Source organism: Thalassolituus alkanivorans (assembly GCF_020447205.1).
Classification (GTDB): domain Bacteria; phylum Pseudomonadota; class Gammaproteobacteria; order Pseudomonadales; family Oceanobacteraceae; genus Venatoribacter; species Venatoribacter alkanivorans.
On the sequence record NZ_JAJAEL010000037.1, the window covers coordinates 23,619 to 39,181 of the forward strand.

General features: G+C 52.8%; 11 protein-coding genes and 1 pseudogene. 2 read left to right on the forward strand and 10 right to left on the reverse strand.

Features of this window, described 5'->3' with window-relative positions; all coding sequences use genetic code 11:
- Positions 1 to 602: pseudogene (locus tag LGT44_RS13055) on the reverse strand (transposase); the annotation flags it as partial.
- A 41-nt stretch (positions 603 to 643) separates the two neighbouring features.
- Between LGT44_RS13055 and LGT44_RS13060 the strand changes: the two are divergent.
- On the forward strand, positions 644 to 856 hold the full coding sequence (locus LGT44_RS13060) for a hypothetical protein (RefSeq protein WP_230332527.1): 213 nt from the start codon (positions 644 to 646) through the stop codon (positions 854 to 856).
- Here LGT44_RS13060 and LGT44_RS13065 read toward each other — a convergent pair.
- The 9 genes from LGT44_RS13065 to LGT44_RS13105 form a co-directional block, all read right to left on the reverse strand.
- On the reverse strand, positions 831 to 1,238 hold the full coding sequence (locus tag LGT44_RS13065) for a DUF1622 domain-containing protein (protein ID WP_226070211.1): 408 nt from the start codon (positions 1,236 to 1,238) through the stop codon (positions 831 to 833). The genes LGT44_RS13060 and LGT44_RS13065 overlap by 26 nt on opposite strands.
- Before the next feature lie 15 nt (positions 1,239 to 1,253).
- The gene (locus LGT44_RS13070; protein ID WP_230332526.1) at positions 1,254 to 2,018 is read right to left on the reverse strand and encodes a cytochrome C; all 765 of its coding nucleotides are present in this window, start codon (positions 2,016 to 2,018) and stop codon (positions 1,254 to 1,256) included.
- Entirely contained in the window at positions 2,015 to 2,773 is a 759-nt protein-coding gene (locus LGT44_RS13075; protein WP_230332525.1) for a hypothetical protein, read from the reverse strand. Before LGT44_RS13075 ends, LGT44_RS13070 begins: the two co-directional genes overlap by 4 nt.
- Entirely contained in the window at positions 2,770 to 4,668 is a 1,899-nt protein-coding gene (locus LGT44_RS13080) for a 2Fe-2S iron-sulfur cluster-binding protein (RefSeq protein ID WP_230332524.1), read from the reverse strand. The genes LGT44_RS13075 and LGT44_RS13080 overlap by 4 nt, the downstream gene beginning before the upstream one ends.
- Before the next feature lie 141 nt (positions 4,669 to 4,809).
- Positions 4,810 to 5,184: a hypothetical protein gene (locus LGT44_RS13085; protein WP_230332523.1), complete on the reverse strand. Its 375-nt coding sequence runs from the start codon at positions 5,182 to 5,184 to the stop codon at positions 4,810 to 4,812.
- A 148-nt stretch (positions 5,185 to 5,332) separates the two neighbouring features.
- Positions 5,333 to 5,749, reverse strand: coding sequence for a hypothetical protein (locus tag LGT44_RS13090; protein ID WP_230332522.1), 417 nt, complete (start codon positions 5,747 to 5,749; stop codon positions 5,333 to 5,335).
- Between the two features lie 223 nt (positions 5,750 to 5,972).
- On the reverse strand, positions 5,973 to 6,326 hold the full coding sequence (locus LGT44_RS13095) for a hypothetical protein (protein ID WP_230332521.1): 354 nt from the start codon (positions 6,324 to 6,326) through the stop codon (positions 5,973 to 5,975).
- A gap of 190 nt (positions 6,327 to 6,516) precedes the next feature.
- A complete protein-coding gene (locus LGT44_RS13100) occupies positions 6,517 to 7,068 on the reverse strand; it encodes a DUF411 domain-containing protein (RefSeq protein WP_226070197.1) in 552 nt (183 codons plus the stop codon).
- 112 nt (positions 7,069 to 7,180) lie between these two features.
- A complete protein-coding gene (locus LGT44_RS13105; protein WP_230332520.1) occupies positions 7,181 to 12,412 on the reverse strand; it encodes a site-specific integrase in 5,232 nt (1,743 codons plus the stop codon).
- 557 nt (positions 12,413 to 12,969) lie between these two features.
- Here LGT44_RS13105 and LGT44_RS13110 point away from each other — a divergent pair.
- Positions 12,970 to 15,555: a penicillin acylase family protein gene (locus LGT44_RS13110; RefSeq protein ID WP_230332519.1), complete on the forward strand. Its 2,586-nt coding sequence runs from the start codon at positions 12,970 to 12,972 to the stop codon at positions 15,553 to 15,555.
- Positions 15,556 to 15,563: the final 8 nt, after the last annotated feature.

Genomic DNA, 15,563 nt, shown 5'->3' on the forward strand with positions numbered 1-15,563 from the left:
GACAGCCAGGGGTTCTGGTTTTTCACGCACCAGCCGCTTTCTGGGTTTGATGCGTAAATTCAGTTCTAGCTCACGATATATCCGGTAGACCCGTTTGTGGTTCCATGAAAAGCCCTTTACGTTGCGCAAATGCAGGTAACACAGACCAAAACCCCAGTTCTTTTGGTTATGCGTGAGGCGGATCAGCCAGTCGGCAATTTCAACATTCTCGTCGCTCAGTTTCGCCTGGTAGCGATAGCAAGTTTCGCTGATGCTGAAGATCCAGCAAGCCAGACGGATGCTAATCCCATTTTCAGCAACAGCTTTCTGCGCCATCTCTCGACGACGAGACGGCTTTACCACTTTTTTTCGATGGCTTCCTTGAGGATGTCAGCTTTCAGCCGTTCCTCCGCATACATCTTCTTCAGACGCCGGTTTTCCTCTTCCAGCTCCTTCAGACGAGCCATCATGGAGGCATCCATACCGCCAAACTTTGCACGCCATTTATAAAAAGTCGCGCTACTGATTCCGTGCTCACGGCACAGTTCTGGCACCGGAATGCCATTTTCAGCTTGCTTGAGGACTGACAGGATTTGGCTGTCGGAAAAACGTGATTTCTTCATTGCAGAATCTCCCTGCGTGTAGCTTACGGAAAATTCTACTTTTGATCACCGTTGTTTTCTGGGGGGATTACCGGTTGGCACGTTCGAGTGATTTGGTGGCGGACTCCCTGGATATGCTGGCCGATGTGCTGGCGTATTCCGTGAGTCTGTACGCTGTTGTTGGTAGAGGGCTTGCTGAGAAAGAAAAAGCGGCCTTGCTTAACGGTAGCCTGCAACTGTTGTTGGGCGTCAGCGCTTTCCTGCAGACGAAGTAGTGCGTCCGGAATCTTCTCGTTCCGACTCCGGTGGGCCTGATTCATCTTTATTGCGTCCGGGAACGGAGCAAAATGCGTGTCGCAATTCATACGCAATACTCAGACTCAGTACAGTTCTCACGACAATCACCAAGCCCAACAAAGCAATGCCCTCCAGCGTGGGGGTATGCAACGTGGCAAGAATGTCCGCCGCAACGAGAAATTCCAACGCCAATACCAGACGTTGACCGAATTGCAGTCGGAGTGGTTCGATATCTTCCCGTAGCCCTTTATTGAACCAAGTGCGTACAAGATCAAATGATGACAGTGCTGCAGCACAGGCAATAATCAAGCCGCCAATCCCTTCCAGGATCAACATGGCAAGATGTAGCAACGTTTCCATTCCGTCCTCCGGATGTTAGTGATGTTTGTACCAACCGACGTTCTTGATGTCATTCCAACTGTTGGTTTTATGGCAGAGAAAGCATTGAGAGACGTCGGCGTGCATCACACCCGATACTTTCATAGACACCATCTTGAAATGTTCCATGTAATGACTCGGCGGGGCTTGATGACATTGCGCGCACTCTGTCGACGTCGCTGCCGGATGTTGGAACTCGGGTACGGTCCATGCGGCGGTTGAGTGGCAGATGACGCAGTCGGCGCCAAAGAGGTTGCGATGCGGCTCTTCGTTGCTGTGGCAGTTGGCGCAGTCTAAAGGGGTTTCGAGCACGGATATTCCTTTATGCGGTGCTGCCAGATTTCCGATCCGCTCGTGCTCTTTGGGTGGCAAACGCTGTCGGCCAATTTTGGCCAGCACCTTATGATCCATTTTTATTGGGCGCTGATTATTCCCCAGATGCTCTACATGGCAACTGCTACAACTACCGATATCTGCGTGAAAAGCGGTGGACTGTGTCCCCAGCAAGGCCTTATTGTTGGCGTGGCAGACGATACAATTGTTTGCCTCTACACCTTTGACTGACGTATGACAAGCAGCGCAGTCGTGCTCGAGGAAAGCATGACCACCCGTCAGCGGACCGGGGTTTGCCATGCGTTGCCAGGTTATTTTATCAAGTAGGCCCGAGGCCTTGCCGCCAGGATGCGCACCACCGTAATAGACCCACATTGACAGGGCACCCATGACAACTAGCGCGACTAAAAAATGTGGCCAAAGCTTCATGTAAACCACCGTAAACCGAAGTAAATACCTGCCCATACATGCAGAGCCAGCAGCAGGTACAGAACAAAAGCAATGGTAATGTGAAAGCGCAGCCACCACTGGAAGGCGGATTTGAACCATTGGTGCATCTTCACTGCATACTCAATCTCTGCCATGGCATCCACCAGTGCAAGCGCCCGCATCGGTGGAGGGCTTTCTTGTCCCAGCTGATTTCTCAGAATCAGCTTATTGGCAATCCAGCGTGTGAAAAGCCCTGTAAATGAACGCAGCATCGCGGCATGTCCCGGATCTCCGACCAATTCCGCAGCCACTTGGCGGTAACTGATTTCCAGTTGGGTAAGGGTTTCTTTTTTCTCACGGATGGTGTCGGAGAGGCGAGTCAACAGGTAGCGACCAACAAACCCGCTGAGGACAACAATCAGGGTCATGACGGTGAGTGCGATACCCAATGCACTATCGAATTTGTGGCTGGAATGGAATATGACGAGAATGGGTCCCAGCACACCGGCATAAATATGCCAGGTTAACAATGTTCGCATCGACACGAACCTCGTAACCCACCGGTTCAGGATTTTGATGCGTTTTACGATGAGGTAGGCCAGCGGAATCAGCATCAGCACCGCTCCCGACACACCAAGCACCCCACCGATAGCACTAACAGGAAAGCGGGGCGAGCGATGGAAAAGGAATCCCAACCAGAAAGCCAGCAACAGCAGGACAAGTGCTGTGACGATAAACCGTTCGCGTTCTTTCATGCCTTTACCGAAATGTCGCAATTGGCTTTGGCTTGGCAGGCCAATATTAGGTTTTTTTCCTTATCCCCCGGCTCCAGGCCGTCTTCAACGTCCATGCTAACTTCACCAGCAAGTAGCTCTACCCGGCAAACCCCACATATGCCGGCGCGGCAGGAGTAATCGATGTCCACGCCCAATTCTTCAGCCACATCGAGCACAACTTTATCAGGAGGAAGGGGTCCCGCTCTGTCCGAATCCGTGAAGGTAACCGTGGGAAGCCCAGGCTTGGGAGAACTGGGGCCTGCGGTCTTCTGATCAGCGCTCGGCAAGCGTTCCTGTTTGCCAAGAGCTGGACCGAATGCCTCTGTTTTAATGCGGTCTTTAGGTATGCCAAGTTCTGAGAGAATCTGCTTCGTCGCCTCCATCATTGGGACAGGACCGCAAATATGGATATAGCGTGACGGCAAATCCGGGATTGACTCGGCCAGCAACTCTTTGGTGATGCGCCCCTGAGGGCCAGCCCATTTTTCCGCCCCGCTTTGCGATACTGTAATGACCACCTGAAGATTGGTGTGACGGCGCCTCAAATACTCCAGTTCTTCTCGAAAAATGATGTCCTCTGGTGCACGGCAACCATAAACCAGGAAAATGTCACCTTCCCAACTACGATCCAGAAGATAGCGCAATACACTCATAAGTGGGGTGATGCCAACACCTCCGGCGATCAGAACAATGCATTTGCATTCCCGGCCTGTGAAAACAAACGAACCGGCCGGTCCCGAGAGATCCAGCAAGCTACCTTCGTGGATCTCGGAATGGAGATAACCGGACACCACACCCTCAGGCGCATGTTTGACAGTGATTTCGATGTAATCCCGTTGTGTCGGCGAAGAGGCGATCGTATAGCCACGGCGAACAGTTGCTTCACCGTGTGGCACTGTGACTGTGATGAATTGCCCGGGCAGGTAATCGAAAGGCAGCATCCCTCCGACCGGATTCACGAGCCGGAACGTTTTGACGTCGCCGGTCTCCTGGAAAATACGATTGACGCGCAACTGACCAGACCAGTGTCGTCCAGGCGCGGAAGTCTCAGCAGACCGAGGAAGTCGGGTTGGCGGCGGCAGGGGTGAAGACTGCTGCGTTGGCACTGCTAAACTGCTCAGGAGCTGCGAAGCTCGGCGCATCTTGAGTATGTACAACCAAAAGAAACTGGCGATGAGTGCCGCCGAGCTGAGCATGATCCAGAAATGGAACCAGGTCATACCCATGACCCCCGTGTTTGCAACAGGCGGGTTTGGCAAAGGCAGTTCCATTTCGCGCCGGAACCAGTCCAGCGCAACGGTCTGCGGATCGTCGGTGCCGAGCAACACCTGATGAGCCGCCAGCCCACTCTCGAATTGGGCCATACCTTCATGCAGCAGGCTCACGGCCTGTTGCATCAGTTCATAATCATTGGAGGATGCAGAATCGGCGAGGCGGGTGAGCCCGTCGGTCATCAGTGCCGTGCCACTGGCCATACGTTCATGGGCAGCGGCTTCCACCTCCGCCCGTTTTTCGGGCGGAAGATCAGACAACGTCATGAGTGATGGATAAATCTCTTTCGGGGGAGGTACACCCATTTGGCGCATCATCTCACCCATGCCTTCCATCATGCCGGTACTTTTTCCGACAACCGGAGAAGCTAGTGTGGGTTGTGGTGGTGGGGCCGCTACGTCTGGGTGATGAGCTTGATGATCCTCCGGGGAGACCTGAGCCTGAATGGGGCCGGACAAAAAAACAGTTGCTACGACCAGGTATATCGCCGCCCGCTGTAATAGTTCGGAAAAGCGTTGGAGCGCGGCCAAAGGTAACCACCTATTCAGGTTTAGAGAGCTGGATACTTCCCAATATGACGTATGTTTTTTGCAATAAGCCATGAGGTTTGGGTTCCGGCTTCAGTAAACGTTATATAGCGATGATGATATTACTGGTCGGTTTGCGAGCTCGGGCAGTAATGTAAACTGCCTTTCCGGTAGCGTGCAGGCAAAGGCAGTTAGCATTTTTTCTTAAGCAATTACTTACTGCTTGGCGGATTTTTCATGCAACTCAGCCAAGGCATCGTACTCTTCGGCTACAGATTGCTGAAGCTTGATGACACGTTCACAATGTTTTTGTGTGGATTTTCCGGCATCCATACCCTTCATTTGAGCGTGACTATGGCGATATTTGCCTTTCATTTTCTCATGCAGACTGGCCTCTTCTCGCGCCTCACCGGCCTTTTTTCGGTAATAGTCGGCAATCGCCTTATGATCTTCTGGCTTGTCAGCCATGCTGTTCAGCAGTTCCATGATAGGTTCTTCGGCAGGTTGAGTTTGCGCCTGAGCCTGAGTCTGGAAAGAAATTACCAGAGCTGTTGCCACAATCAGATTGAAAAACAATTTAGAAAATTTCATATGTTTATCTCCGTTTTGATGAAAAATTACGCTGGATAACCCGGCATGTAAAAAACCTGTTTCTATTGAGTGCAATGACAGTTATGTACCTGCTTTACTTTTGCGCTTGTTGCCTTCGCGCAAATGTCAGCGAAGTGAGCAAGGAGGCTTACATATGGCCACCAGACATACCCATACCACCTTTCATCTGACCCATCATTTGTTCCATCATTTTATGCATCATGTCCATGCGATCACTCATCATGTCCATACGTTTTTCCGCGTTCATTGTGTCTTTTTGAGAATCATTTTTCATATTCTCACTCATCATCTGCATGCCGTGCTCCATGGCTGTCATGTGCTCCTGCATAAGCTTTTCGCGGATTTCAGGATTCTGTTCTGATCGGATGCGCTCCATTAGACCTTTCATTTTTTCCATTTGGGACTGCAGGTCGGGCATTTGAGTGGGCTGCGTCGTCATGCCACCTGCCTGCGTATCGGGCTTACTGGGGGTATGTCCGCTTTGGGAAAAGGCCGGCATGGCGAAAATAGTTGTTAAAGCTAACGCTGTAATGATCTTATTCATTGATGTCTCCAAAATTGCGTTGTAAACCAACCTAATTGATAGCTGTAAATGATCCGCCGCAGATTAATCAATTCGAGCCAGGGCCAAGTTGATTTGATACAAGCTTTTCGCCAGTAAAATGCGATTTTGATTTGCAGGCCGCTGGCTCAGTTACAGAATAAGAGGGACTCGCGCCTCTGCGGATGCCACTAACAACCGGGCGATATGCATTATATCTCGTCCGCTATTTTTGAAGCTCTACGATGTCATTTTTTGCAATGTCACCTTCAATAACACGCGCTTTTGCGAAGTGATCATCAATGATATTTACAATTTTCACCTTGCCTACCGGCACTCGGCGAACGTTCGACGCCCCTTCTTCAACAACACCTTCTGCAAATACTATCCGGTACGCACTCAACAGCTGCCCAGGTTCGGCACCGTCGCGTTTACCTACACATACCACCACATCGGACGCCGTAGACTGAACTACCTGGCCTCTCATGATTTGGCCGTGATAGAAGGGGCTATTGGCGCAGCCTGCAAGCCACAGGATGGCTGTTCCAAGCACCAGGACGCGTAAAAAACGGATTTTCATAGCGGACTCCTTTTTGAGTTGTCGCTGATAGGGGGAAGTGCGTGGCTAAAAAGTTTTACCCATTTAGTACCTCCGAGGTTAGTCGCTTATGTCTGTCACAAACATGACCCCAAGATGACGATGTTGTAATGTTTAAGCCATATTGATGCGTGCAGTCGGCGTGCTTGATGGAGAATGGCATTAACTCCTTTCATAGTGTTCCTTCTTGATATTGGTGTGTCTGCTGTTCCACACGAGCGAATACCTCGGTGCTGCCATCGTGCTTCAATAACAACACCTGATACGGTATGAACTTATCGCCCACTTCCATCCCGGGGCTGCCCACCGGCATGCCGGGCACGCTCAGGCCAATTGCATCGGCAGGAGGATTATCCAGAAACTGTTGGATGTAGCGGGCCGGAATATGGCCTTCAAACACGTAGCCCCCTGGGGAGACGGCCGTGTGGCAGGAACGCAAATTGGTCGCGATGCCGTGCTGATCCTTAAAGCGTTCAAGATTCGCCGGATGACGTGTTTCAGTGGTAAAGCCCGCTCTTTCTATGTGACTGATCCACTCCTTGCAACACCCACAGGTTGGGCTTTTATAGACCGTCAGAAATGTAGTTTCCGTGCTGGCGGTAATCTCCAGACCCCCTCTATCTGGGGAGGAAGGCGCACTCGTCGGATCTGAAGTGTCACAGCCAGTTAGGAATACCAGAAAAAACAGGCCCATGAGTGAGCCAGCTACGCGTAGTAATGACATGATCTTGTCTCCGAATGGATGGGTTCTACCCCGTTTTCATGGACGGTTTGATAAAGCACTAAATCTCTGATCTTATGCTGCCAGTCTACGTCTCATTCAGATATGAAATGTCTTATTTCCTATATTCGATGCAAACCCCCACACTCAAAAATGCCACCGCCAGCTCATTGCTGTTGCGCAGGCAGCCCTGGTCATTCCTGTGGATCATCAGTACCCCATATTGGCTGCGGGTGCCGATGCATTCTCCGTCTTCAATAATCTCGAACGGATCCGGTATTAATCGGGTGTTGGCGGATGAAGCCTTATCGATGGGTTTCACCACGAAGCCTTGCTCGGTCAGTTGCCGGGTTATTTTTTCATTGTCGTTGGCGGCCGCCACGCTGTAGTGCTGAGGATTTACCTCAAACATCCTGAGTGCGGCTTTCACCAGCGGATAATGCTCTTGCGAGGCCATCAGCAGTTGCCGTTGGCGGCCGACCAGCGATGGCAGCGTATCCAGATTGGGCGCGCACTCTATCTCTGACAAAACGTCAGCTGTCACAGCGGCTGCTTTATCCAGCATGCGAGTCCAGGCATCGTGGTTGATATAATGCAGCAACGCATGGGGGTGATTCTCACCGGTAATGCGTGCATCCTCCCCGCGTTTGTTAAACCACATTTTACGGTTGGCATTAAAGAATACCACCTCCGTTGCGGTGACCAGCTGCGGATTTAATCCCAATGCCGCCCCGGCTTGTGTGAACGATCGCCCAACCGATACCAGACGCAGCATTTTTAACAGGTTCAGCAGCGTCGGCGGCTCAAAGGTCAGGCTATGCGGCGTTTTCTGAACCGGTGACTGGTATTTTTCATACCGATCTGTCTGCCATGCACCGGGGATGGTTCGTGTCCGGAGTGATGCAGCCGGCACCACTCGATCAGCCCAGTCCAGTAACAGGTGGTTGTAACTCATCATGCCGGTTGTGACGTGCTGATGCCCCATAAGACGCGCCAGCGCCATCGAGGAACGACGGGAAAGATCATGCTGATCCCCCAACACGCATCGCTGTATTCCTTCCACATCCAACCCGTCCATCAGTTTATCCGCCGCCGGTGTGCCAATCCCCAGCAGCACACTCGCCATGCGGTTATGAAACGTATGCCGGGCATGGTGCAGCACCAGAGTGGGATTGCCGGTTGCTTCTCTGATCACCCGGATCAGGGCGGGAGAAATCAGTTCCATTAAAAAGCTGGGCTGGATTTTCCCGCTTACCAGATCACACAGAATGGGCTGATTACGATTCTGTCCTGCGATGGCGTCATAGCGCGCCATGATACGGTCCAGAATCTCAATTTCTTTCGGGACCAACGCAAATAACAACGGTATGGCCCGACGACTGCCATCATTTTTTAACCGGCGGTAGCGATTGTTACGCACCAGAATCCAGTGTTGTGTTTCGTTCTGGCACCAGTCTTTGCGCAATAAAAAGCAGGCTTCATTTCTGCGCAGTCCAAAACGGTAGCAGGCCATCAGCACAAAACTCAGCAGCAACCACTGATCATCCTCTGGGTATTGCTGTTTGATCAGCGACAGACTGTGCAGATAATCGGCCTCGGTTATTAACCCTGGCCGAACCCGTCGCTGTTCATCGCCCAGCGATAATTCAGCCCAATCGGGATCGATTACCCCAGCTTTACGGGCGACCCGATGAAAACTGTACAGCCGGTCGCCCAGATAACCGATCTGATTATCACGGATGCGTTTGAACTCCAGCATGCTGCGGTACAGATCGGTGATCTCGTCCTCATCCAGTGACAGCAGGTCGACATCGAATGCCAACTCCAGAAACGGCATGCTCAGAGTGCCGAAATAGGTACTGATGCTGGACAGCGCCAATGGCTGGAATCGCTTACCTCGCCCTTTTCCTCGTCGAATCACATGACATAGCCAATGGCCCAACAGCAGCATGGCGGTGCTGATCTTGCCTTCGAATTGTTTGGTTATTGCCTGAATCTCATCGGCTATGCGGCGCGCGTCAGATGTCGTATAGCGACTGATGCAGTCATGAATGGCTCGTTTGAATTGTTTGGCGTGCTCTTTCAGCGCGTCGTTATCGGATGTTGCATAGCGCCCGCTCAGAACGAACAATTCCGGATCTGTGGCGCTGTTGTCCTCAATATCATTAGCCTCAGCACGGATGGCCACCGGCTTTTTGCCTTCCAGTCGGATCTGGTCCTGCATGGGTAAGCTGCAGCTTAAAATCCGACCGCTCAACACTGCGGCTACCATGCCCGGCAGAGTGATCAGATTGACCTGATTAACGACCGTTGCCACAGCGCTGACGACGGTTGTTATCTCGGTGTCAGCCGGCAATCCCAGCACGGACTTTAATTCGAGCACGGCAGAATGCTGGCCGCCAGTCTGCGGATCCGGCTGGCTTTTGCCAGCCTGGCCCCACGCCAATAGGCTGGCCACCTGGTAGCTCACTTCATGACGTTGGACGGGCGCGTGCAGGTTGTCCTGTTCCAGTTCTTCAGAATATTCCAGATAATTGCGCCGCTTATGCTGAACGATGCGGAAATTCAAACCCTGCATCACATCGTTCAGCAAGCGCTCGTAGCCGACGCGCTTCTTGATCGCCAGCAATAATCCACCCAGTACGGCGGCATCGCTTCGACCTGTTTTCGTGCTGTTATTGGTGATGCCCTGCGCCCATTCCAGCAGTCGCGGCAACAAACCGAGACTTTTTATGACACTGGGCTTCAGGGGGTTGGGTTCCCGCAAGACCGGTACTGGATAGCGTTTTAATAAGAACTGATGATCGCCGCCATCTTTCGCCAGCCGCTTACGCAGTACATTTAACCGCACTGCCGCAAAATGGTGGCCGATCTGCTGTTTGCCCGAGAGCATTTGTCCGATCAGTCGCTGGATCTCATCGGCGCCCAAGTCTGAAAGAGGCCTCTGCTTGGCTAAGTCATCAATTTCAGCACCCGCTGTTTTAATCGCGTTGTTTAGTGCGATGCGGCGTTGTCGCTTACGCTGTTCTGCACCAAAGAGCCGACGCGTTCTGAGCTCAGGAGTATCAACGGATATTCCATCTGCCACCGCTGAATAATCGGGTATCGCCGTGGTTGGCAGTTCGGTTAAAAACGGCAGCGCATTGAATGCCTGCTCAATGGCATCGCGGTACTGTTTAACATCATCTATCCAGCAGCGGGGTGAACGGTCGCCCCAGGTTTGGGCATGGCGCTCTGAATGCCCCATCCAGCCATCGATCACCTCCGGATGTACCTGTAGCCGTTGCAGCTGTTGCGCATAGCGGTGACGAAACAGGTTTTTAGGCAATGGCCAGGCAAACAAATCGGCCCCAGGTACTTCGCTTGCATTCATGCTGTACCAGCACAGCTTCTCGCTGAGTGTAAAAAACAGCGGCAGCTCAGCCGCGGTACCGCTGAGCAGGTGCTGAATCGCCTGAGCCAGTAAGGGCCTGCGATCTGTCAGCGTCTCGGCCAGTTGCTGCAGGTGTGCCAGATACTGTTTTACTAATGCAGATATACCCGCAGGCAGCGGTACTATCCGGCCATCGTGGCTGGCGTCATCGGATTTATCGTTAATAAATGCAAAACCCCGCTCCGGATCAAGCCAGCCCGGTTGTTCGAACGGATCGCTCAGATAACGGCTGCCGGTCGCAGCATACAGCGCAGTGCCCACATAGATCGCGATGCGGTTGTGTGCCTGTGCCAGTGAGTCGGGAGGCTGGTGCAACACCTGGTTGGCTTGCTCAATGGCATCCACCAATAACGGCTCCTGAGCCGCCAGCAGGCTGCCGAGCACATGAGTATCCGTTGGTGCATCGCGTAATGAGTCGGTTGGCGTTAAATCGATACCGCGTTCAATGGCTTTAATGTCCCAGGCGGAATAGCCACAGGCTCCCGGTAATCCCGAACGTGGGTGAGCACTCATTATCCGGGCCAGATAATGATCGCCGGTGTGCTCAAAAACAGTCAGCGCATTGAAACCCAGCAATTTACCGCCCGTCAGACGTTGCAAGGGGGGCGGCATAACCTGGTTAAACCACACATCCACAGCCAGCTCGTCCGCTAATGCGATCCAGGCATCCTGCAGAGAATGGTACTGTGCTGAACCCACCAGGCCTGCGTGTGTCAGTGCCTCAGTCACGGGCGGCGGTAGCTCAAACGCCAGCACATCCATAAACGGAGCAACCAGCTCTCGTTGAGCATCATCCGGACGCCAGGCGTTCTGACGGCGTGTGACCCGTTTATGCAACCGGCGACCATCGGGACTGATGGCCCATTCATCAGCCGGTTCATCCTGAATGCAGAATCCCAGCGTCAGTCGTAATGAGCGACTGGTATAGCACGCCAGCCAGCAGACGGCGGCACCCAGTGCATCGACCGTCTGCGTTGAGCTCAGTGTTGTGCTGATCCATTGCTGCAGCGCATCACGTTCAACCGGTAATGGTGTTTCCCATTCCCACGGCAGGTAATGAGCCGCAGCAGCCGTCTGCAAATACACACTGTTCACCGACAACGTTTTACGGGCGTGGCTGGCGCGTGGTTCGACCGGAACCAGCAATAACGGATCGGATTCGTCGTCGGGGGTATCCGCATAGGCTGATGGCGGTTCTGCCAGTGGAATCTCTACCGGAGTGTCGTCATTACTGGGAGCCGTCAGCCATTGCAGGATGGGTTGCTGGCGTAACCTGGCCAGAATATTAGGAGGCTTTGTCTGGATTGAGCCGGGTGTTGCCTCCGGACGATGCAGTTCGCCGGCAGCCACCGCCAACACCCGATGGAGAAAATCGTTCTCAGTTTTACCGGACGGCTGACTCCTATTGGCTTGCTGGAATTCAGCGGCTGACTTCAGAGCAAAATTGAACCCTTGCAAGGTGTTCTCGAAACGCCTCGCCTCGATCTGTGCGCGCGCTAGCAGTGAATCAATAACTGACCATTTGTCGCCGTCCTCACTACCGAGAACGTATGATTTAATCAATGGAACGAGTTTCTGATCACCGTGGTACCCATGATCCACCAGACGAATGGCATCCTGAACGGTCAGCCATAGCCGGAATTGACGACGCAGTCTCGTGATGTCCGGATCTGTGGAGTGATGTAACGGATTGATCAGTAACAGCAGCGTGTGTTGGGACGGATGTTTGAACTCATCACGATTTTTTTGTGTTGAACCCAGATGGCCCACCGCAGGAAATTGCTCTTGGATTGCAGTGTCACTTCTGACTGCATCAGCGAATCGCACCAATGCACCCACCACCGGCTCGTCGAGCCAGTGATTCAGAATCGAACGTGACTCCGGATGAGAGAACTCTGCCGACAGAGTGGTCATGTTGCATGACGTACTTTTTGTGCTGTTCAGCCCTAACAGATGATGGACGAGCAGAGCTTCTGTCAGCAGATTGTGGCGATCGGCCCATTGGAAATAGGGGATCAGATGTTCCCTGACATGCTCTGCGTAGGGTGCGGGTGATGGTCTGTTTGATCTGCTGTTAGCGAGAGATTCTGTGCCCAAAACCGTGTCCCTAGGGTCATGAATGGCGGCCTGAGTCGCGAGTTCCGTGTGCCACCAAAATCCATAAATGACGTTCTGGGATGTAGTTGTACCTGAAATTGCCAGGGCTTTAAAGTGATCTAAAATGGCTATTTAGCTGGTTTAGTGTAGTTTAAGAATATTCATAGTGATCTCTAGTCGTAATTCTCATAACCATCCTGCTCCCGCAACCAAAATTGATAAAAAGCCTGTATGTTCGCATACGGGCTTTTTTATTGCCTGTCATTCCGTGTCCGTTTGGCACAAAAGTCCCTGTTCGCCTGTTGGCCTGCCCGCCATAATCCGCTGCGTTCTCACCTTTTCTTATGAGTCGCAACTGCGGCACGGGTATCTCTGTGAATAATAAAAAGTACAAACAGCACATGGGTCTGCGTCAGGCCTTGTTTCTGCCGCTTCTGGCAGCTTCCACTTTATTAGCGGGTTGCGGCCAGGTATTTGACTGGATCAGCGAACGCAATCTTGATCCTTCTGTGGGTGTGGTTCAGGTTCGTGGTCTGCAGGAAGATGTCAGCATTCGCCGCGATGAATACGGCGTGCCCTTTATTGAAGCGCAAAGCCTGCAGGATCTGACCTTCGGCATCGGCTATGCCATGGCAGAAGACCGTCTGGCGCAGATGGTATCGATGAATCTGCTGGCGCGTGGCCGTCTGGCGGAGATGACCGGTGATATCGCGCTGGATATGGATATCTACATGCGCACCCTGGGTATTCCGCAGATTATTGAAGAACGCTATGCCGCATTAAGCCCGGAGCTGAAACAGCACCTCACAGGCTTTGCCGCCGGAGTTAACGCTTACATTAACAGCCACCGTGATCGTCAGCCGCTTGAGCTGACCATCAACGATTATCAGCCGGAAGCCTGGCAGCCCGCCAACACGCTGGGATTGTTTGTGATGCTCAATCTGGGGGTGGGTTTTAATCTGCACGAAGAGCTGGGCTTTCTGCAGCTGGCAGAAAAACTGGGCGTGGAAAAAGCGGCGTATCTGGCGCCTATTTATCCGGATGAACCCATTGATGTGGCAGAAGCCAATAAACTTGCCGGTGTGGATTTATCCGGCACGGAAAGCTCTGTGGCTGCCCTTAAAGAGCAGCTCAGCTATCTGGCTGCGGTTGAGCAGAAGCTGAAGCGGATTAACGGTCAGGGCATTGCCGCCTCCAATAACTGGGGCGTACATAAAGATAAAACCGCCGCCGGCGCGACACTGGTCGCCAACGATACCCACCTGTTGTTATCGCATCCGTCAACCTGGATTCTGATGGGCGTGAAAAGCCCGGAATACAGCGGCGTGGGCATTACCTTACCGGGAATACCGGCGCTGGTTGCCGGTTACAACGGCCATATCGGCTGGGGTGAAACCATGGTGATGGCGGATACCCAGGATGTGTTTCTGGAGAAATTACGCGAGCGCGATGGCAAAACCGAATATCTGTATCAGGGGCAGTGGTATCCGGTCAGCAGCCGCAGCGAAACCATTCAGGTTAAAGGTGCAGAACCGGTCACTATTGAAGTGCAGTCCACACGCCATGGCCCGTTGCTGAATGCGGCGATTAAGGGCAAACCCAAACACGAAATGATCGCCATCCCTGCCAGCTCGGAATTCGGTCTGGCATTAAGCTGGACGGCGCAATTTCCGGATAACACTATCGACTCCTTTTTTAATCTGGGTAAAGCCAAAACCATGGATGAGGCCGAGCAGGCATTAAATGGTGTCGGCTTTATTCACCTGAACGTGATTTATGGCGACAAAGATAATGTGGCTTGGCAGGTCACGGGTAATTACCCCAAACGCAAAGCCGGCAGCGGCCATTTTCCGAGCCCTGGCTGGAGCGGCGAGTACGACTGGCAGGGTTACTGGGGTGGGGCCGATACACCGCGTTCACGTAACCCGCAAAGCGGTTATTTAGGTACAGGTAATAACCGCACGGTGGCAGCCGATTACAGCCCGCGTCTGACCAGCTCCTGGTATTACCCGGAACGTTCCGAGCGCATTATGCAAATGCTGACGCAGCAGGAGGCTGGCCACGACTATGCCAGCATGGAAGCCATGCAGGCTGACCGGCGCGATATTCTGGTTGCCAAGGTGCAGCAGCTCTGGGGGACTGAAGCGTGGCGAAATATGATCCGCGATGGCATTGCAGCTTTACCACAGGCACAGCAGGCTGATGCTGAGAACGTGCTGCAGATTATCCGCAGCTTTGACGGCGACATGGCGCAAGGCTCACGCAGCGCAGCGGTGTGGGGTGGCTTTGAGCATAATCTGATCCGCGCGATTTTTATGGATGAACTGGGGCCTGAAGACGGCCAGCTCTGGCAGGCATTTCTGGCAATGAATGGCCGTGCCTATTCCGGTTATCAGGATCATTTACTTGGGCGTACACAGGGCGGGGGCTGGGCACCGTTCTGGGATGATATTAACAGTGCCGAGACCGAACTGCCGGGGCAGATTATTGCCCGCGCACTGGCGGCGACCTGGCCTTATCTGCAGCAACAGTTAGGTGAGGATGACAGCCAGTGGCGCTGGGGAGATCTGGCGTTTTATCACTGGCAAACCGAAACCACCCATATGCTGCCATTTCTCTCCGGCCTGAAAGCCGCTGCGGTGGAAAGTCTGGCGGATTATACCGACCGCGGACCGTATCCGGCTGGTGGTAACCGTAATACGCTGAATGTGGCAGGCTACGATTTGGGCTCGGATTATGAAGTCTGGAATATTCCGGCAATGCGTATGATCGTCGATTTCAGTCAGCCAGAACCGCTGAATCTGATTGTCGCCGGTGGGCAGTCCGGTAATCCGGCGTCGTCACATTATGACGACGGTATTCAGCTGTGGCTGTCACGTAAAAACCGCAATTTACCCTTTAACGATGCGGAAAAAGTCAGGGCGCACTTCAGTCATGAACGTGTACTGCACGCAGAGTAATTTCACTC

Bases quoted from the DNA above. Each gene is read 5' to 3' on its own strand.
- LGT44_RS13065 (WP_226070211.1), bottom strand. From the start codon at position 1,238: ATGGAAACGTTGCTACATCTTGCCATGTTGATCCTGGAAGGGATTGGC.
- LGT44_RS13070 (WP_230332526.1), bottom strand. From the start codon at position 2,018: ATGAAGCTTTGGCCACATTTTTTAGTCGCGCTAGTTGTCATGGGTGCC.
- LGT44_RS13075 (WP_230332525.1), bottom strand. From the start codon at position 2,773: ATGAAAGAACGCGAACGGTTTATCGTCACAGCACTTGTCCTGCTGTTG.
- LGT44_RS13080 (WP_230332524.1), bottom strand. From the start codon at position 4,668: ATGGCTTATTGCAAAAAACATACGTCATATTGGGAAGTATCCAGCTCT.
- LGT44_RS13085 (WP_230332523.1), bottom strand. From the start codon at position 5,184: ATGAAATTTTCTAAATTGTTTTTCAATCTGATTGTGGCAACAGCTCTG.
- LGT44_RS13090 (WP_230332522.1), bottom strand. From the start codon at position 5,749: ATGAATAAGATCATTACAGCGTTAGCTTTAACAACTATTTTCGCCATG.
- LGT44_RS13095 (WP_230332521.1), bottom strand. From the start codon at position 6,326: ATGAAAATCCGTTTTTTACGCGTCCTGGTGCTTGGAACAGCCATCCTG.
- LGT44_RS13100 (WP_226070197.1), bottom strand. From the start codon at position 7,068: ATGTCATTACTACGCGTAGCTGGCTCACTCATGGGCCTGTTTTTTCTG.
- LGT44_RS13105 (WP_230332520.1), bottom strand. From the start codon at position 12,412: ATGACCACTCTGTCGGCAGAGTTCTCTCATCCGGAGTCACGTTCGATT.